Here is an 18,247-nt window from a genome sequence, read left to right on the forward strand (position 1 = left end):
CCCCCGGTCGAGTCGAACGCTCGGCTCAGTCCGCGGAGAGTTCCTCGGCCGACTCCTCGTCGTCGGCCGCGGGCGTCTCCTCGCGGTAGTGCTCTTCGATCATCTCCTCGTCGATCCGGTTGAGCTCCGCCTTCGGGATCATCGACAGCAGGTCCCAGCCGATCTCGATCGTCTCGTCGATCGAGCGCTCGGTGTCGAACCCCTGGTCGACGAACTCGTCTTCGAACCGGTCGGCGAAGTCGAGGTACTTGTTGTCGAGTTCCGACAGCGCCTCGCGGCCGACGATGTTCACCAGGTCGCGGAGGTCCTTCCCCTCCGCGTACGCCGCGAACAGCTGGTCTTTCACGTCGGCGTGGTCGGCGCGGGTCAGCCCCTCGCCGATCCCGTCGTCCATCAGCCGCGAGAGGCTCCCCGAGACGTTGATCGGCGGCTCGATCCCCTTGGAGTTGAGCGCGTTGTCCATCATGATCTGCCCCTCCGTGATGTACCCCGTCAGGTCGGGGATCGGGTGGGTCTCGTCGTCGCCGGGCATCGTGAGGATCGGGAGCTGCGTCACCGACCCCTCCTCCCCCTTGATCCGGCCCGCGCGCTCGTACAACTGCGCCAGGTCGGTGTACATGTACCCGGGGTAGCCCCGGCGACCCGGAACCTCCTCGCGGGCGGCGCCGATCTCGCGGAGCGCCTCGCAGTAGTTCGTCATGTCCGTCAGGATGACGAGGACGTGGTAGTCCTTCTCGAACGCGAGGTACTCGGCGGTCGTCAGCGCCATCCGCGGCGTGACCGTCCGCTCGACGGCGGGGTCGTCCGCGAGGTTCATGAACACGACCGAGCGCTCTAGGGCACCGGTGCGCTCGAAGTCCTCCATGAACTCGTTGGCCTCCTCCTGGGTGATCCCCATCGCGCCGAAGATGACGGCGAACTCGCTGGCCTCGTCGCCCTCCTCGGCCGCCTCCTCGGGCACGGTGGCCTGGCGGGCGACCTGGAGTGCGAGTTCGTTGTGCGGCAGCCCCGACGACGAGAAGATGGGGAGCTTCTGGCCGCGCACGAGCGTGTTCATCCCGTCGATCCCGGAGACGCCCGTCTGGATGAACTCCTCGGGGTACTCCCGCGAGTAGGGGTTGATCGCCGCGCCGACGATGTCCTGTCGCTCGTCGGGCACGATCTCCGGGCCGCCGTCGATCGGCTGGCCCGAGCCGTCGAGCACCCGCCCGAGCAGGTCCTCGGTGACGGGCATCTTCAGCGTCTCGCCGAGGAACCGGACCGACGCGTTGCGGTCGATCCCGGTCGTCCCCTCGAACACCTGGATCGCGACGAGACCGTCCTCGCTTTCGAGGATCTGGCCGCGTTTGGTGTCGCCGCTCGGCGTCTCGATCTCGACCATCTCGTCGTAGCCGATCGGTTCGTCGACTTCCGCGTACACCAGCGGGCCGCTGACTTCCGTGATCGTCTTGTACTCTTTCATGGGGTTTAGTAGAGCGAGCGGAGCTGCTCTCTGATCTCCTCGCGCAGGTCCTCAACGTACGACTCCCAGTCCTCCTGGGTGGCGATGCGGTTGAGCCGCGGCGCCGCGTCGATGTCGGTGATGTCCTCGATCGGGACGCCCGCGTCGAGCGCGTCGAACGCCTCGTCGTTGTACACCTGGATCGTCCTGAGGATCGCGTACGTCTCCTCGGGCGGGCAGTACATGTCGGTCGGGTTGAACGCGTTCTGCTGGAGGTACCCCTCCCGCAGGTAGCGCGCGACTTCGAGGACGAGCCGCTGGTCTTCGGGCAGCGCGTCCTCGCCGACGAGCTGGACGATCTCCTGGAGTTCGGACTCCTCGTCGAGCGTGTCGACCGCCCACTGGCGCCGCTCGGGCCAGTCCTCGGCGACGTTCTCCTTGAACCACGGGTCGAGCTGGTCGCGGTACAGCGAGTACGACTCGTCCCAGTTGATCGACGGGAAGTGCCGGCGTTCGGCGAGGTCAGCGTCGAGCGCCCAGAACGTCTTGACGATCCGCAGCGTGTTCTGGGTGACCGGCTCCGAGAAGTCGCCGCCCGGCGGGCTGACCGCGCCGATCACCGACACCGACCCCTCGGTGCCGTTGACGTTCTCGAAGTAGCCCGCCCGCTCGTAGAACTGCGCGAGCCGCGCGGCGAGGTAGGCGGGGTACCCCTCCTCGCCGGGCATCTCCTCGAGGCGCGAGCTGATCTCGCGCATCGCCTCCGCCCACCGCGAGGTGGAGTCGGCCATCAGCGCCACGTCGTACCCCATGTCGCGGTAGTACTCCGCGATGGTGATCCCGGTGTACACGCACGACTCCCGTGCCGCCACGGGCATGTTCGAGGTGTTGGCGATCAGCGACGTACGCGCCATCAGCGGGTTGCCGTTCTTGGGGTCTTCGAGTTCGGGGAAGTCCTCGATCACCTCGGTCATCTCGTTGCCGCGCTCGCCACAGCCGACGTAGATGATGATGTCGGCGTCCGCGAACTTGGCGAGGCTGTGTTGGGTCACCGTCTTCCCCGAGCCGAACGGCCCCGGGATGGCGGCGGTCCCGCCCTTCGCGATGGGGAACAGCCCGTCGAGGACGCGCTGTCCGGAGACGAGCGGCGTCCGCGGCGTGCGCTTGTTCGAGGCGGGCCGCTTCTGGCGGACCGGCCACTCCTGCCGCATCGTGACCTCCTCGCCGTTCTCCAGCGTCACCACGGGGTCGGTGACCGTGAAGTTCCCCTCCTTCGTCGACTCGACGACGCCGCCCTCGAAGTCGGGCGGCACCATCACCTTGTGCTCGATGGTGACCGTCTCGGGGACGGTGCCGACGATGTCGGCGGGTTCGACCGTGTCGCCCGCCTCGACCGTCGGGGAGAACTCCCACTTCTCGTCGAGGTCGATCCCCGGGGCGTCGACCCCGCGGTCGAGGAACGCGCTGTCCATCTTGGATTCGAGCACGTCGAGCGGGCGCTGGACGCCGTCGTAGATGGCGTCGAGCATCCCGGGCCCCAGGTCGACCGTCAGCGGTTCGCCCGTGTTCTCGACGGGTTCCCCCGGGCCGAGGCCCGACGTCTCCTCGTACACCTGGATGGTGGTCACGTCGCCTTCGATCTCGATGACCTCGCCCATCAGGCCCTCGTCGCCCACGTAGACGACGTCGTTCATCCGCGCGTCGAGGTCGACGGCCGTGACGACCGGGCCGCTCACGCTGTCGATGCGTCCGGTGCCCTCGGTGGTCTCGGTCTGTGTTGCTTGACTCATGAGTTAGCTTCGTCTCCGTCCGCGTTGTCGTCGTCGCCCATCAGGTCGATCCCGATGGCGCGTCGGATCTGTTCGCGTAGGCCGCTGCCGGCGCCGGCGCCGAGCGTCACCAACACCGGCTCGACGCTCCCCTCGGCGGTCCGCCGCATCTGCCGGGAGAGGTGATCGAGGTCGGCGTCCCGCATCACCACGATGCCGACGTCGTCGTCGTCGAGCGTCCGCTCGACCGCGTCGTCGAGCCGTTCGTCCTTCTCGTCGTCGGGGACCGACTCGACCTTCCGGACGCCCGCGAGCCGGAACCCGGTCGTGAACTCCGGGCTGCCGACGACCGCGATCTCCTGGCTCATAGGATCACCAGTTCGTCTTCGATCTCGTCCTCGCTCAGCCCCGCCTCCTTGCCGCGGGCGATCGCGCGGATGTTCTCCACCTCGCGCTGCTTGGCGAGGATGTACGACACCACCGGCGTCACCGACACGGGGTGGATCCGGCCGAGCGAGTCGGCGTACTCCAGCAGCGACGCCTCCATCGCGCGCTCGAACGCGATCAGGCTCGTGCCCTCGTCGAGCGTCGACAGCGGCGTCGACAGCTCCTCGCCGTACCGGCTCTCGCGGATCCGGTCGGCGAGTTCGTCGGGCGACCCCACGAGCCCCCGTAGGTCCGCCGCCGAGAAGAGCGTGCCGCCGTCGATGAAGTACTCCGCCGGGTCGATATCCGCGCCCGACCGGGCGAGCCGGAGCGCGTTGATCGCGTTCCGGAAGTCGATCTCCGCTTCGAGGAACTCGCGGTACTCGACGAGCGCCTCCCCGCGGAGGTCCTGCGTCGAGAGCCGCCCGTAGTACGCCCGGTCGACCGCGTTCTCCAGTGGAACGAGCACGCCCGTCTCCTCGTACTCCTCGTACGCCGCTTCGAGCGGGTCGCCGAAGATCGTATCCGAGAGCACCTCGACGACGTCCTCGATCGTCGCCGCGTCGAGCAGTCTGGTGAGGCGGCGCTCGTCGAACTCGCCGGCGCGGATCAGGTCGACGTCGACCGTCTCGCGGTCGGCGTCGGCGTACAGCCCCCGCAGCACCGTCTTGACGTTCCACGCGTCGAACTGCCGGAGGTAGCGGGCGACCAGGTCGTACAGCCGGCCCTGACACCAGTCGAGGATGTCGTTGAAGTCGTCCGCGAGGCTCCGGTTGAGCGCGTACTCGATGAGGTCGACCCCCGAGAACCGCGAGCCGAGCGCGTTGATCTCCTCCTCGTACGCCGGCGACTCCTCGAGGTAGCGCGCGATCTCGGCGGGCCCCATCCGGAGCATCTTCCGGTAGTCGTCGTCGTCGAACAGCGCGCCTCGACGCGACCGGACGCGCGCGTTCACGTACTCCGGATTCGAGCTACCGGCGCGACTACTCATCGGCGAACAGTACGTCGCTCAGTTGCTTCAGGTTGTCCTCCCACACCTCGTCGAGCACCGAGTCGAACGTGTTGTTCACCCGGACGCGCGACTCCTCGCTCTCGACGACGACGCCGCCGAAACAGTCGTGTTCGCCGGCGTACGACCAGCCCTCGTAGTCGGCGAGCACGCGCGTCAACAGCGCCTCGTCGGACGCGCGGCCGTACACCGACACCGACTCGACCGTCCGGAACTCCTCGGCCGCCGAGTCGAGCAGCGACCGCGTCAGCGACTCGCGGCGGTCGCCCTCCAGGTTCGCCACCTCCGTCTCGACCGCCTCGCGGACCTCCTCGAGGACGTCCCGGCGGGCTTCAAGCCGGTCCTGTTTCGCCTCGAGCGTCGCGCTCGAGACGGTCTGCTCGCGCTCCTGTTCGATCTGTCTCTCGACCGTCTCCTGGCGCTCGTCGCGGATCCGCTCGGCCTCCGTTCGCGCCTCGGCGACGATCTCGTCCGCGCGCGCTTCGCCCTCTTCCCTGATTTCCTCCGCACGCGCGCGGGCCTCGTCCCGAATGTCTTCGACGACAGTATCCAAACTCATGGTGAAAAGAGCGGGGTGGAGTTACCCCAGGAAGAACGTGACCAGCGCGAGAATGACGAGCGTCTCGGGCAGGACCGTGAAGATCAGCCCCTGCACGAACAGGTCGTTGTCCTCGGCGACCGCGCCGATCGCGGCCGACCCGATGCCGCGCTCCGCGTACCCGGCGGCGAGTGCCGCGAGACCGACCGCGAGCGCCGCCATGGCGTTCTTCGTGAGCGCGGGACCGCCCGTGGTGGTATCTTGCAGTACGACGTTACCCAGTTCCGTGGTTAGCTCAAGCATGGGTTGGAGTGACCGATTGGCAGTCTTCGGACAGTCCGTGGTTGGGCCGACGGAAGGCATAAAGCTTCCCAAAGAAATCGACCGACGCGGCCGCGTACGGGCGGAACGAGACGCACTGCGTTCGACGCCTGCGCTTAAAAGTATCGCGGAATCGGTCGGGAGGCTGACGCGGGTGCTCCGACGAACGTGACGCGGTCGAGCGGAGAACGGGAACCGATCGGCGAGAGAGAACCGTCGCGTCGGGTCGCGGGTCGGCGCCGACCCGCGACCCGTCGACCCCGGACGGACTACTCCGAGGTGGTGTGTTCGCGTTCGTAGCCGAGCGGTTCGTACTCGGCGCCGCCGCCGTCGAAGAACTTCGAGAAGAACTCGTAGTACTCCAGACGCACGGCCTGCAGGCCGGCGGACGTGACCCCCAGGACGAGCACGATCAGGTGCCCGAACAGCAGGATCAGGATGCCGCCGACGACGGCGGCCGCGCCGCCGTGGACCAGGCCGCCGAACATGATCTCGGTCACCTCGTGGCCGTGGTGCATCGCGCCGACTTCGGGCATCTCCGAGAGCGCGAAGTGCCACTCGGCCTCCGACCCCTCGCCGGTGACGTACACGCCGAAGAACAGGAGGTTGACGACGAACGCCATCCCCGCCTTCGCGAGCAGCACCGCCGCCAGCCGGGTGTACGACAGGCCGTTGACGAACACCTGGAGGAACAGCGCCTCGATGGCCTCGCCCCACTCGCCCGACATCCAGATCAGCACCAGTCCGAGGAGGAACGCGCCGAACCCGAGCTGGCCGACGAGCACCGAGAAGCCGTCGAAGCCGAGCGCGATCGGTTGGCCGTCGAAGACGCTGAAGATGAACGCCGGTTTCGAGCCGCCGAGGAAGCCGCTGAGCACGAACACCCAGAAGCCGTTGAGCATCAGCAGCCACGAGCCGCTCTCGAGCATCGCGTCCTTCAGGCCGTGGAACTCGTAGTTCTCGGCGAAGCTGAACACGTAGCCCACGTCGAGGTGGACGACGCTGGCGACGATGCTGAGGACGAGCCACGCGGTCGCCCAGTCCGAGTAGTACGGCTGGAGCCCCTTGTGGATCGGCGGGCTCATCCCGAGCGCTCCCTCCCAGAAGTAGGTGGCGACCAGGTGGAGTCCGAACACCTCGCCGTAGAGCACGCCGAACAGCATCGTGAACAGGCCGGCGAAGACGGTGACCCCGCCCATGCTCTTGAACGCGTCCGAGTCGAAGTTGCTGTAGAGGAACGCCCCGATGAGCGTGTACAACAGCCCGTAGCCGAGGTCGCCGATCATGAACCCGAAGAACAGCGGGAACGTCAAGAACAGGACGATGCTCGGGTCGAACTCGGAGTACTTCGGCCGACCGACCGCGCGCACCAACACCTCGAACGGCCGAACCAGCCCGGGGTTGTCCTGAACCACCGGCGGGTCGTCGTTCCGCATCACGACCGGCCCGCCCGAGCCGTCGGCGACCGCCCGCTGTGGCTCCTCCTCCTCCTCGTCCGGCTGCTCCTCGCGGTCGGACGACGCCTCGGCGGTCGACGGCGGGACGTCCTCGCGGAGTTGGACCGCGCCGTCGGAGCCGAACGCGGCCCGCTCTAGCTCCTCGACTTCGACGTGCGAGCCGACCGCGTCCTGGATGGCCGACGCGAACTCGGTGTAGCGCTCGGTCGGGATCCACCCCTCGGCGACGAACGCGTTCTCCGTCGTCGCGAAGGAGAGCGGCGCCTCCGCCCGCTGGACCTCGATGGTGAGTCGCTCTTCGACCGCGAGCAGGAACTTCGCGGTGTCCATCCGGACCGTCTCGAGTTCGTCCTCGACGTCGTCGAGGTCCGACTCGATCCGCTGGCGTTCCGCCTCTATCTCCTGGAGGTGGTCCTCGGGGCTGACCCGCGACCCCTCGACCGTCGGCACCTCGTAGGTGGTGAACTCCACGCCGACGAGCACGTCCGAGAGCGCGTCGGCGTCGGCATCCGTTTCGAGGTACGCGAACACGCCGAGCACGTCGTCGCCCGAGAGCAGTTCGTAGTTGACGACCTCCTCGGCGTCGACGAGCGCGCGTTCCACCTCGTCGCGGTCACCCTCGCCGACGGCGACCGCGAGCGTGTCGTACCCCTGCAGCAGGTCGAGGTCGACCCCGAGGTCGGCGAACGGCGCGACCGCGTCGGCGCGCTCTTCGACCTCGCGCAGCCGGTCGCGGAGCTCGTCGCGCCGGTCGTCGAGCCGGTTCACCCGGTCGCGGACCTCGTCGAGTTCCTCGTCGAGCGCCTCGTCGGTGACGACCCACGGCTGGCCCTCCTCGTCGGCGGCGTCTTCGATGCCGAGGATCGACTGGATCGACCGGACCGTCACCAGCTTGTCCGCGGCGTCCTCGGCGCCCTCGGCGGGCTGGCCGGGGTCGAACCCCGCCCACGAGTCGTCGTAGTCGGTGACGTGGAGCTGGTGGAGGTCGTACACCGTCCCGATGACCTCGTCCATCACCCGCTTCGATCCCGTCACCGAGACCTTGCTCATTCGCTCAGGTCTGAGCATGTACCGCCTCCTCGAACCGCGTCAACGCGAGCTCGACCGCCTCGTCGGTGTGCTCGTGCGCCTCGTCCGCGAGTTCGGCCCGCTCGGTGTGGCCGTCCGCGATGATCTGCTCGCGCTCCCGCTCGATCTCCTCGCGAGCCTGTTCCAGCCGTTGTTCCTCCATCTCGTCGGCTTCGCGCTCCGCTTCGGCGACGATCTCGTCGGCCTCCGAGCGGGCCTCCGAGATGCGCTCCTCGCGGTCGGCCTCCGCCGCGGCGACGATCTCTTTCGCCTCGGCTTCGGCCTCCTTGACGCGTTCGAGAACTTCGGGTCTCGGCATAGGTGTTCGTCGTTCGTGGGTTGTGCCACCTGCGTATAAGGTGTTTGCGGAAGGCGGCGGCCACGAACCGCCGGGCGGCCGCGACCTGCCGGGGGTCACGCTCCGCTCGCCGGTCGGCCGCGCGGAGGCGCACACCGCCGGCCGGACGACCAAGTTCCCACCCGTTCCGGTCCGAGCGCTCGGCCGCGCCGGACGCGTCGTCGCGGGCCACCGCGCGGGCTGTCACGGGCCGCCGCGCGCCGTCGCGGACACGCGGGTCGCATCGGGTTAGCACGAACGTGCATATATCAGGGGTTCGATCCGCCCTCTGCGGGGTACTATCACCACCCATACGCAAGACTGCCGTCCGAAGACCGAACCCTTAAGAGACGAATACACATGCGTGCCGTATGGCGCTCAGGGACACCTTCGCGCTCGCCGACCGCGACACCGACGTCTCGACCGAGATCAGGGCCGGCATCACCACGTTCCTCACGATGAGCTACATCGTCGTGGTCAACCCGAGCATCCTCGTCGGGCTACCCGAGGGCGCGGAGGGCGGCCCGAAACCCGGGATCATCCTTGGCAACTACTCGTACGCGGAGACGGTCCAGATGGTCGCGGTGGTGACGCTGCTGTCGGCCGCGGTGGCGACGCTCGTGATGGCGGTGTACGCCGACCGGCCGTTCGGGCAGGCGCCCGGTCTCGGACTCAACGCCTTCTTCGCGTTCACCGTCGTCGGCGCGCTGGGCGTCCCGTGGCGGACCGCCCTCGCCGCCGTCGTGGTCGAGGGGGTCGTCTTCGTCCTCCTGACCGCCGTCGGCGCCCGCGAGTACATCATCCGCGCGTTCCCCGAACCCGTCAAGTTCGCGGTCGGTACCGGTATCGGCCTGTTCCTCGCGATCATCGGACTGGAGGCGATGGGCATCGTCGTCGACGACCCCTCGACGCTGGTCACGCTCGGGGCGGTGGCGTCGGACCCGGTGGCGATCCTCTCGGTGCTCGGGCTGTTCTTCACGTTCATGCTGTACGCCCGCGGCGTCCGGGGCGCGATCATCCTCGGTATCCTGCTCACGTCGGCGGCGGGGTACGCGCTCACCGCGTCCGGGGTCGTCGCCCCGAGCGCCGGTCTCACGGGGGACCTCTCGGCGGGCGCGACGTACGACATCTCGCCGCTGGTCGGGGCGTTCGTCGCCGGCTTCGAAGGGGTCGACGCGTTCACGTTCGCGCTGGTGGTGTTCACGTTCTTCTTCGTCGACTTCTTCGACACCGCGGGCACGCTCACGGGCGTCTCGCAGGCCGCGGGCTTCCTCGACGAGGAGGGGAACCTCCCCGACATCGACCGGCCGCTGATGGCCGACGCCGTCGGGACGACGGTCGGCGGGATGCTCGGCACGTCGACGGTGACGACGTACGTCGAGTCGGCGACCGGCGTCGAGGAGGGCGGCCGGACCGGCCTGACCGCGCTCGTGGTGGGGCTGCTGTTCCTCGTCTCGCTCGCGTTCGTCCCGCTGGCGGCGTGGATCCCGCAGTACGCCTCCCACATCGCGCTGGTCGTCATCGGGGTCGTGATGCTCCGGAACGTCGTCGAGGTGGCGTGGGACGACCTCACCGCCGCCATCCCCGCCGGGCTGACGGTGCTCGTGATGCCGTTCACCTACTCCATCTCGTACGGCATCGCGGCGGGCATCGTCTCGTACCCGGTGGTGAAACTCGCCGCCGGCCGCGCCGACGAGACCCGGCCGGGCCACTGGGCGCTCGCGGCCGCGTTCGTCGTCTACTTCGTCGTCCGGACCGGCGGCTTCCTCGCGGCGAACGTCTGAGCCGGGCGACCCGTCGGCGTCCCGTCCGCCGAGTCTGGACCGGCCGCGCCGCGTCGAAGCGCAAGAGTTTCACCGACCGCTCCCCCCGGAGCGGACGATGGCGCTCACCTCCCAGTCCGGTCGGTGGGCCGCGCGCACGCTCGCGCTCATCTGCGTGCTCGGCCTGGTCGCGCCCGCCGCCGTACAGGCGGTCGGTCCCGACCGGGGCGACACCGCGGCGTCGGTCGGCCGCCAGGCCGGGGCGGTCACCGACCCGGCCAACGGGACGACCGTCGTCTCGATACAGGGGTTCCACTTCGAGGGGCAAGGCTCGACCAAGAAGCCCGCGGGTCTCGTCGGCGTCGGACCGCGGGGGTCGACCCTCTGGGAGCTCGACGGCACCAAGCGGGGCGCGACGTGGTTCTACGACGTCGACCCGCTCTCGAACGGCAACCTGCTCGTCGTCTCGACCACCCCGCTCGGCACCGTCGTCTTCGAGTTGAACCCCGAGACGCGCGAACGAGTGTGGGAACAGCAGTTCGACATCCGCGACACCCACGACGTCGACATGCTCCCCAACGGGAACCTGCTCGTCGCCAACATGCGCAACTGGAACGAGTCGGCCGGCCGGAGCGACGACCGCCTGTTCGTCTACAACCGCACGACCGACGAGGTGGAGTGGGAGTGGTACTTCCGCAACCACTACCCCGCGTCGACCGACGGCGGCTACGCGGAGGACTGGAGCCACGTCAACGACGTCGACCGGATCGCCGAGGGCCGCTACCTCGTCTCGCCGCGCAACTTCGACCAGGTGATCGTCGTCGACCGCTCGACCGGGGAGATCACCGAACGCCTCGGGAGCGACGGGAACTACGACGTGCTCTACGAGCAGCACAACCCCGACTGGCTGGTGTCGGAGTCGGGCGACCCCACGATACTGGTCGCCGACTCCGAGAACGACCGCGTCGTCGAGTACGCGCTCCGCGACGGCGAGTGGACCGAGGTCTGGGAGGTGGGCGTCGGCGGCGGGCTGTCGTGGCCGCGCGACGCCGACCGCCTCCCCAACGGCAACACGCTGATCACCGATTCGCTCAACCACCGGGTGATCGAGGTCACCCCGCGCGGCGAGATCGTGTGGGAGTACTACGCGACGTGGGGACCGTACGAGGCCGAACGGGTCGCCCACGGCGGCGGGTCGAACGGCCCGACGATGGCCGACCTGAACGCCTCGGGGAGCTACGAGCTGTCGGGGAGCGCGGGTCTCACGCCCGGCACCGGCGACGGCCTCACGTTCCCCGCGGCGGTCCAAGAGGTGTTCGCGGGCACGCCGCTCGACACCGCCGCCGCCGGGTTCGCGGTCCAGTGGTCGCACGTCGTCCCGTGGATCCGCCCGGTGTGGATGGGGAGTTGGGCGTTCGCGGGGCTGGCGTGCGCGCTGCTCGTCGGTCTCTGCTGGGGGGCGGCCGAACTCGTGGCCGCGCGCGACCGGGTGGTCGGCGCGCTCCGCCGGGCGGGTCGGCGGGTCCGGACGACCCGGTGAGCGGTCGACCCGGGCGGGTCCGACCGCTCGGACGGCACGGGCTTACTCGAACGACGCGAGCGCGCCGACCGGCGCGTCGGTGAGTTCGCGCGCGCGGTCGATCCCCTCGACGCCGGCGGCGATGAGCGCGAACACGCCGACCACCTCGGCGTCGGCCTGAGCGGCGATGTCGAGGAGGAGTTCCTGCGTCTCGCCCGACCGGATCAGGTCGTCGACGACGAGCACCCGCTCGCCCGCGTCGACGGCGCCCGCGGGCAGGTAGTAGGTGAGTTCGATCCCCGACGCCAGCCGCTGGCGCGACTCGATGAACTCCTCGACGGCCGTCTCCTTCGACTTCTTGGCGTACGCCACGCGGGCGTCGAAGTGGCTCGCCATCGCCGCCCCGAGCGTGATGCCGTCCGTCGCCGCCGTCAACACCACGTCGGGCGTCTCGAACCCCAGCGACTCGGCGGCGACGGGCGCGACCAGGTCGAGGAACGGCTGGTCGAAGACGACGCCGGAGTTGTCGACGTACCCCTCGTCGTCGAACGCGACGCGGGCTTCGAGCTCGGCCGCCAGCGTCTCGCGGCCGACGCCGCCGACCACCTCGTTCGCCCGCTCGGCGCCCGGCAGGACGTGCCCGTTGACGTAGCGGTTCAGGTCGCCCGCCGGGAGTCCGGTCAGCGCCGCGAGTTCGTCGTACGTCCGCGTCTCCTTGAGCGTCCGCAACACCGCGACCGCCCGCAACTGGAGGGCGGCCTTCTCGGCCCGGTTCATTTCCCGGATCCTCACGGTCGCGCGAGTATGAACACTTCGATACGACCGTCCGCACGAACTAGACAGGTACGTGGGTGTCGGTGCGGGGAGGGCGGTGACGGCAGCGAGGGCGAGGGAACGCGAGGGTGGCCGTGACAGTGGCGAGAGCGAGGGGGCCGAGGTGATCGGCGGGACCGCCCGCGCGACGTGTCCCCTACCGGTCGGCGTCGGCCAGCAGGTCGGAGGCGGTGAGCAGCGCCTCCAACTCGACGCCGTGGTCGGCGAGCAGTTCGCGGGCGCCCTCCTCGCGGTCGACGACGACCAACACCCGGTCGACGACCGCACCCGCCTCGCGGAGTGCCTCGACGGCGTCGACCGCGGACTGGCCCGTGGTGGCGATGTCCTCCAACACCACCACCGCCTCGCCGTCGGTCAACTCCCCCTCGATTCGGTTTCCGGTGCCGTACTCCTTCGCCGCTTTGCGCGCGATGACGTACGGCCGCCCGGTCTCCACAGCGGTCGCCGCGACCAGCGGGACCGCCCCGAGGGCGACGCCCGCGAGTTTCGCGTCGCCGACCCGGTCGGCGAACGCCGCCGCGATGAGTTCCAGGCAGCGAGGGTCGGTCTCGAAGCGGTACTTGTCGACGTAGTACTCGCTCGTGCCGCCGTGGGAGAGTTCGAACTCGCCGAACAGCACCGCCTCGGCGTCGCGGAGCGCCGCGACCAGGGCGGCGTCGCCGCCCCGGCCGTCCGCGCTCCCGCCGTCGGCGTCGCCGCTGCCGCCCGCCTCGTCCGCGTCGTCCGGGTTCGTCATCACCGAAGCGGCGGGGTCGCGGAGCGAAAAACCACCGGTTCCGACGCCGCGCTCACTCGGACGCCTCACACCGCTGGACCGCGCTCGCGGGGATGGGCTGGGTCACCTCGTGGGTCAGCACCGTCTCCGTCCCCGTCCGCCCCTCGAAGACGACCCGGTAGGTGCTCCCCTGGCGCGGACAGCCGAGCGCCGTCCCCCGCCCGGTGATGCGCGCGACGCCCGGCGCGCTCCGGGTGTCGTTCCACGGCACGCGCGCGCCGTCGCCGTCGACGACGAACACGCGGTCGGCTGCCGGCAGCGAGCCGTTTGGGTGTTCGACGACCACCGCGACGTCGTTGCCGTCGCTCTGGACGGAGGCGACCAGCCCCTCGGGCGGGACCGGACCGCCGATGCCGGTCGCGACGGTGCCCGCGATACCGGCGACGCAGAGTGTGGTGAGGAGCATGCTCGCCATCGCGATATGTGGGAGCGCCACGCGCACCCGCTCGCGGAGGCTCAGCGTCGCCTCGTCGTCCGTCGGCCCCCCCATCGTCACGTCCCGACGGGAGGGGCGTGCCCGCTAAAGCGCGTCGTCCCGGGTATCAAATCTGGGTCTGAGGAGCGAGAGGGCCGACCCCTGCGGCTCGATCCCGACCGCGTCGCGTCGTTCGGCTCCGCGGGACCCCCCGCTACCAGGGTTCGTCCTTCAGCCCGAGCCAGTAGGCGACGGCGTTCGTCCCGACGTGGAGCAGCGGGGTGACGACGACCACGACCGCGACCCGCGCGAGCGAGAACGTCGCGCCGAACCACGCGGGGGCGAACAGCGCCGCGAGCGCGAGCGCGCCGACCACGAAGTCGAGTTGGTCGAGCACGGGGAACGCCGCGCCGCGCTCGCGGCCCGTCCGTCGCTTGAGGAACGACGCCGCCACGTCGCCGCACATCGCGCCGAACGCCAACCCGACGGCGGCCGCGAGCGGGAACCCCGGGAGGTCGAACCCGACCGCGTCGCCGGCGGCGGGCGCGACGGCGTCGAGCGCGAGCGCGAGGACGACCCCGACGGCGGTGCCGACGGCCGTGCCGCGCCACGTCTTGCCGTCGCCGAGCAGGCGCCGCCCGTTGAGCGTCCGCCCGCCGTCGATGGGGCGGCCGCCCCCCGCGAGCACCGCCGCGTTGTTCGGCACGTACGCGGGCAGCATCGCCCACAGCGCCCCCGCGACGAGTTCGAGCGTTCCGAGTCCGGCCATGTCCTCGCCTGCACCGGACCCGTGATTAACCCCGTGGTCCGCGGCCGCCCCGGCCCGTATTCGACGGGACGCGGCGGAGACGGGGGACGGCTCGGCCCGTCGGGCGTGAGTGGGGCGGGACAGGGGACGGGTCGGGCGCGGGTCGGCAGGCCGGCGGAGAGCGATGGAGACGGGGGCACGGGCTGGGCGTGAGCGCGGCGACACCGAACGGGGGTGGGTGGGGTACCCCGACCGCGACACTCAAGAGACGGGGGATCGCAAGGGACGGACGTGATTCCCCCCATCGCTAGCCGGTTCGTCGCAGGGGAGACGCCGGCGGCGGCGTTCGAACACACCCGCGAGACGAACGAGGAGGGCGTGAAAGTCATCCTGAACCTGCTCGGCGAGCACTACCACGACGCCGCGGACGCCGCGGCCGACACCGAGGTGTACGAGCGACTGGTCGCCGACATCGGCGGGACGGACCTCGACGCGTGCGTCTCGGTCAAACCCTCCCAACTCGGACTCGACGTGAGCGACGCGACGTTCGTCGACAACTTCCGCCGGGTCGTCGAGGCGGGCGACGAACACGGCGTGTTCGTCTGGTGTGACATGGAGGACGCCGACACCACCGACGTGACGCTCGACGCGTTCGAGGAGTTGGCGCGCGAACACGACGGCGGCGTCGGCCAGTGCGTCCAGGCCAACCTCCGGCGGACGCGCTCGGACCTCGACCGGCTGGCGGACGTGCCCGGGAAGATACGGCTCGTCAAGGGGGCGTACGACGAGGGGGAGGCGGTGGCGTACACCGACAAGACGGACGTGAACGAGGCGTACCGCGAGGACCTGGAGTTCCTGTTCAAGGAGCGCGACGCCGGTATCGCGGTGGGGAGCCACGACCCGAAGATGATCTCGTACGCCAAGGAACTCCACGACCAACACGAAAGCGAGTTCGAGGTGCAGATGCTGATGGGCGTCCGCGGGGAGGCCCAGCGACGACTCGCCCGCGAGGGGTACGAGGTGTGGCAGTACGCACCCTACGGCGGGAAGTGGCTGTCGTACTTCTACCGGCGGGTGCGCGAGCGCCGCGAGAACCTGACGTTCGCGCTCCGTGCCGCCGCGGGCGTGTGAGCGGCCGACCGACGGGTCAACCCGTGCGGAACCGATGTGGAAGGGCTGATATGGCCCGGCCGCACAGGAGGAGGTGAGAACCGAATGTCATCGTGGAAGCGCGACTTCGCGAGCGGGCTCATCGTCGTCACGCCGATCCTCGTCATCATCTTCGTCGCGACGTGGCTGTACGACGCGCTCGCACAACTCCCGTTCATCCCCACGATCGGCCCGGAGGACCCCCCCGCGAACGTCGCCCCCTTCTACGACTTCGCGGAGGTGATGATCGCGCTGGTCGTGTTCGTGCTCATCGTGTTCTCGGCGGGCTACCTGATGCGTACCACCGCCGGACGGCTCGCCGAGGGGATGCTCGACGACCTGATCAACCGCGTGCCGGGACTGCGGGTCATCTACAACGCCTCGAAGCTCGCGGTCGAGACCGCACTCAGCGGCACCGACGACCTCCAGAAGCCGGTGAAGATCACGCCGTGGAACGGGATGCGGCTCACCGCGTTCAAGACGGGCCAGACCACCGACGACGGCCGGGAGGTCCTGTTCATGCCGACCGCGCCCAACATCACCTCGGGGTTCGTCATCGAGGTGAAACCGGACGACGTGATCGAGACCGACGAGGGCGTCGAGGAGGCGCTCACGCGCGTGCTGTCGGCGGGGTTCGGTGAGGGCGACAGCCCGAGCGGGCGGGACGTGACCGACATCCCCGTCGAGGACCTCGGCAAGTCGCCGTCGAAGACGGACTCCGGAGCCAACGCCGACTCGGACGACGACTGACGCCCGTCAGAACCGTCAAGTGCGCGCCGGCCGCCGGTCCGGTATGGACGACCCCGACGGTCCCGGCGGCCCCGGAACGCCGGACGGACCCGCGACCGACGACCCCGACGACCCGTTCCCCGAACTCGACGCCGACCACGTCGACCTGCTCCAGTCGTTCATCGAGAGCCACGGCTTCCTCTCCTGGCTGAACCTCGCGGTGGAGGAGCTCGACCGCGGGCGGGTCGTGATGTCGGTGCCGTACGACGAGAAACTCGTCAACCCCGGCTCGCCCGTCGGCTCGATCCACGGCGGCATCGCGGCGACGCTCGTCGACACCGCCTCGGGGTTCGCGCTCCGGTCGACGTTCGACGACCCCACGACCGGGTCGCTCGCGACGACCGACCTCAACGTGACGTACCTCCGGCCGGCGACCAGCGACCTCCGCGTGGAGGCGGAGGTGCTCCGGGCGGGCCGGTCGATGGGCTACACCGACACGATGGTCACCAGCGTCGACCCCGACGGCGAGGAGAAGGCCGTCGCGGTCGGGCGGACCTCCTACCGGCTGTTCCGCGACGCGACCCGGGAGTAGCCGGGACGGCGGCTCCCGTCGCGGTGCCGCGGGACGGTCGGTCGGGGTGACGGACCGGGCGACGCGGGCGACCGAGGAACCCTTATGCGGGCGCCGCGCGAACCCACCCGGCATGTACCGCGGGGAGCGCGTCGAGTACGAACCGGTGAGCGTGAAGGCGGTGCTCTCGGAGATGAAGGACACCGCGGAGCTGCTGATCGACCTGGCGTACTCGGCGGTGCTCCACGGCAGCGACGACCTCGCGGCGGAGGTGTTGACGCTCGAACGCCGGATGGACGTGCTCCAGTTGCAGGGGCGGATGAGCGTGCTCATGGCGGCGCGCTCGCCCGAGGACGCCGAGGAACTCGCCCCCGTCCTCGGCGTCATCGAGGCGTCCGAGAAGGTGTCGAACGCCGCGGGCGACATCGCGAAGGTGGTGTTAGAGGAGGTGGGCTTGCCCGACGCGATGCGGGCGGCGCTCCCCGAGGCGGTGGAGACGGTGGTGCGTGCGACCGTCGCGGACGACTCGCCGTACGCCGGGCGGACGCTCGGCGAGGTGAACATGGAGACGGAGACGGGCGTACGCGTCATCGCGGTCCGCCGGGACCAGGCGACCGGGAAGGCGTCGTGGGTCACGAACCCCGGGCGGGAGACGACGCTCCGGGCGGGCGACGCGCTGATCCTCCGCGGGTTCGAGGCGGACCTCCGCGAGGTGTACGAGACGGCGACCGGCGGGGCGTACGAGCCGCCGGCGGCGGCGCCCGCGACGGTCGACGACCTCGAACGCGCGGTCGACTCCATCGTCACGATGAAGAACATGAGCGAACTCGCGGTCGACCTGGCGTACGGCGCGCTGCTGTTCGACAGCCGCGGCGTCGCCGAGGAGGTGGCGGAGTTGGAGGCGGAGGTCGACCAACTGGAGTCGCGGTTCGAGGCGTGGACGCTCCGGGCGGCCGCGCGCATCGACGACCCCGTCCAGCTACGGGGGCTGGTCCACCTCGCGTCGGCGACGGAGGTGATCAGCGACGCGGCCCTGGAGATCAGCGAGGCCGTCCTCCGCGGGCTGACCGCCCACCCGGTGCTCGCGGAGGCCGTCGAGGAGTCCGACGAGGTGATCGTCCGGCTGTCGGTCGCGCCCGACTCGGCGCTCGCGGGCGGGACGGTCGGCGAACGCCGCGTGACCGACGAGACGGGGATGCGCGTCATCGCGGTCCGCCGGCCGGCCGGCGACGACCGGGATGGCGAGTGGGTGGTCTCGCCGGGGCCGGAGACGCCGCTGCGGGCGGCCGACGTGCTGATCGCGAAGGGGACCCGCGCGGGCGCCGAGCGGCTGTCGGAGCTCGCGGGCGACCCGCTGTCGTTCGACGAGTGACGGGCC

General features: G+C 70.1%; 18 protein-coding genes. 6 read left to right on the forward strand and 12 right to left on the reverse strand.

Translation table 11 applies throughout. The annotated features are described in order from the left end of the window. Nucleotides 1-25 precede the first annotated feature (25 nt). The 8 genes from K933_RS04495 to ahaH all read right to left on the reverse strand — a co-directional run bounded on the left by K933_RS04495 (nucleotide 26) and on the right by ahaH (nucleotide 8,348). A complete protein-coding gene (locus tag K933_RS04495; RefSeq protein WP_023393502.1) occupies nucleotides 26-1,462 on the reverse strand; it encodes a V-type ATP synthase subunit B in 1,437 nt (478 codons plus the stop codon). 5 nt (nucleotides 1,463-1,467) lie between these two features. Continuing rightward, nucleotides 1,468-3,231, reverse strand: coding sequence for an ATP synthase subunit A (locus tag K933_RS04500; protein ID WP_023393503.1), 1,764 nt, complete (start codon nucleotides 3,229-3,231; stop codon nucleotides 1,468-1,470). Further along, nucleotides 3,228-3,578: a V-type ATP synthase subunit F gene (locus K933_RS04505; protein WP_023393504.1), complete on the reverse strand. Its 351-nt coding sequence runs from the start codon at nucleotides 3,576-3,578 to the stop codon at nucleotides 3,228-3,230. Before K933_RS04505 ends, K933_RS04500 begins: the two co-directional genes overlap by 4 nt. Then, nucleotides 3,575-4,627, reverse strand: coding sequence for a V-type ATP synthase subunit C (locus K933_RS04510; protein ID WP_049947595.1), 1,053 nt, complete (start codon nucleotides 4,625-4,627; stop codon nucleotides 3,575-3,577). The genes K933_RS04505 and K933_RS04510 overlap by 4 nt, the downstream gene beginning before the upstream one ends. Continuing rightward, on the reverse strand, nucleotides 4,620-5,204 hold the full coding sequence (locus K933_RS04515) for a V-type ATP synthase subunit E (RefSeq protein WP_023393506.1): 585 nt from the start codon (nucleotides 5,202-5,204) through the stop codon (nucleotides 4,620-4,622). Before K933_RS04515 ends, K933_RS04510 begins: the two co-directional genes overlap by 8 nt. A gap of 21 nt (nucleotides 5,205-5,225) precedes the next feature. Then, a complete protein-coding gene (locus tag K933_RS04520) occupies nucleotides 5,226-5,486 on the reverse strand; it encodes an ATP synthase subunit K (protein ID WP_049947596.1) in 261 nt (86 codons plus the stop codon). A gap of 287 nt (nucleotides 5,487-5,773) precedes the next feature. Further along, a complete protein-coding gene (locus tag K933_RS04525; RefSeq protein ID WP_023393508.1) occupies nucleotides 5,774-8,011 on the reverse strand; it encodes a V-type ATP synthase subunit I in 2,238 nt (745 codons plus the stop codon). 4 nt (nucleotides 8,012-8,015) lie between these two features. After that, complete coding sequence (gene ahaH, locus K933_RS04530) at nucleotides 8,016-8,348, reverse strand: ATP synthase archaeal subunit H (RefSeq protein WP_023393509.1); 333 nt, start codon at nucleotides 8,346-8,348, stop codon at nucleotides 8,016-8,018. 389 nt (nucleotides 8,349-8,737) lie between these two features. Between ahaH and K933_RS04540 the strand changes: the two genes are divergently transcribed. Together K933_RS04540 and K933_RS04545 are read left to right on the forward strand one after the other, a co-directional pair. Beyond that, nucleotides 8,738-10,150, forward strand: a complete 1,413-nt coding sequence (locus K933_RS04540) for an NCS2 family permease (RefSeq protein WP_023393511.1) — start codon at nucleotides 8,738-8,740, stop codon at nucleotides 10,148-10,150. 97 nt (nucleotides 10,151-10,247) lie between these two features. Beyond that, nucleotides 10,248-11,669: an aryl-sulfate sulfotransferase gene (locus K933_RS04545; protein WP_023393512.1), complete on the forward strand. Its 1,422-nt coding sequence runs from the start codon at nucleotides 10,248-10,250 to the stop codon at nucleotides 11,667-11,669. 42 nt (nucleotides 11,670-11,711) lie between these two features. Here the strand turns inward: K933_RS04545 and K933_RS04550 are convergent, their stop codons facing one another. From K933_RS04550 to K933_RS04565, 4 genes are all read right to left on the reverse strand, one after another. After that, complete coding sequence (locus tag K933_RS04550) at nucleotides 11,712-12,425, reverse strand: phosphoribosyltransferase family protein (protein WP_023393513.1); 714 nt, start codon at nucleotides 12,423-12,425, stop codon at nucleotides 11,712-11,714. A 193-nt stretch (nucleotides 12,426-12,618) separates the two neighbouring features. Next, nucleotides 12,619-13,218 (reverse strand): orotate phosphoribosyltransferase, encoded by a 600-nt coding sequence (gene pyrE, locus K933_RS04555; RefSeq protein ID WP_023393514.1) that lies wholly within the window; start codon nucleotides 13,216-13,218, stop codon nucleotides 12,619-12,621. A 52-nt stretch (nucleotides 13,219-13,270) separates the two neighbouring features. Further along, nucleotides 13,271-13,753, reverse strand: coding sequence for a hypothetical protein (locus tag K933_RS04560; protein ID WP_049947598.1), 483 nt, complete (start codon nucleotides 13,751-13,753; stop codon nucleotides 13,271-13,273). Between the two features lie 133 nt (nucleotides 13,754-13,886). Beyond that, nucleotides 13,887-14,441 (reverse strand): CDP-2,3-bis-(O-geranylgeranyl)-sn-glycerol synthase, encoded by a 555-nt coding sequence (locus K933_RS04565; protein ID WP_023393516.1) that lies wholly within the window; start codon nucleotides 14,439-14,441, stop codon nucleotides 13,887-13,889. Between the two features lie 270 nt (nucleotides 14,442-14,711). Here K933_RS04565 and K933_RS04570 point away from each other — a divergent pair, with 270 nt between their 5' ends. From K933_RS04570 to K933_RS04585, 4 genes are all read left to right on the forward strand, one after another. Further along, on the forward strand, nucleotides 14,712-15,551 hold the full coding sequence (locus K933_RS04570; protein WP_023393517.1) for a proline dehydrogenase family protein: 840 nt from the start codon (nucleotides 14,712-14,714) through the stop codon (nucleotides 15,549-15,551). An 84-nt stretch (nucleotides 15,552-15,635) separates the two neighbouring features. Next, nucleotides 15,636-16,319 (forward strand): DUF502 domain-containing protein, encoded by a 684-nt coding sequence (locus tag K933_RS04575; protein ID WP_023393518.1) that lies wholly within the window; start codon nucleotides 15,636-15,638, stop codon nucleotides 16,317-16,319. A gap of 43 nt (nucleotides 16,320-16,362) precedes the next feature. After that, nucleotides 16,363-16,890, forward strand: coding sequence for a PaaI family thioesterase (locus tag K933_RS04580; RefSeq protein ID WP_023393519.1), 528 nt, complete (start codon nucleotides 16,363-16,365; stop codon nucleotides 16,888-16,890). A gap of 112 nt (nucleotides 16,891-17,002) precedes the next feature. Continuing rightward, nucleotides 17,003-18,241 (forward strand): potassium channel family protein, encoded by a 1,239-nt coding sequence (locus K933_RS04585; RefSeq protein WP_023393520.1) that lies wholly within the window; start codon nucleotides 17,003-17,005, stop codon nucleotides 18,239-18,241. Nucleotides 18,242-18,247 lie beyond the last annotated feature (6 nt).

The organism is Candidatus Halobonum tyrrellensis G22 (assembly GCF_000495475.1).
Classification (GTDB): Archaea; Halobacteriota; Halobacteria; order Halobacteriales; family Haloferacaceae; genus Halobonum; species Halobonum tyrrellense.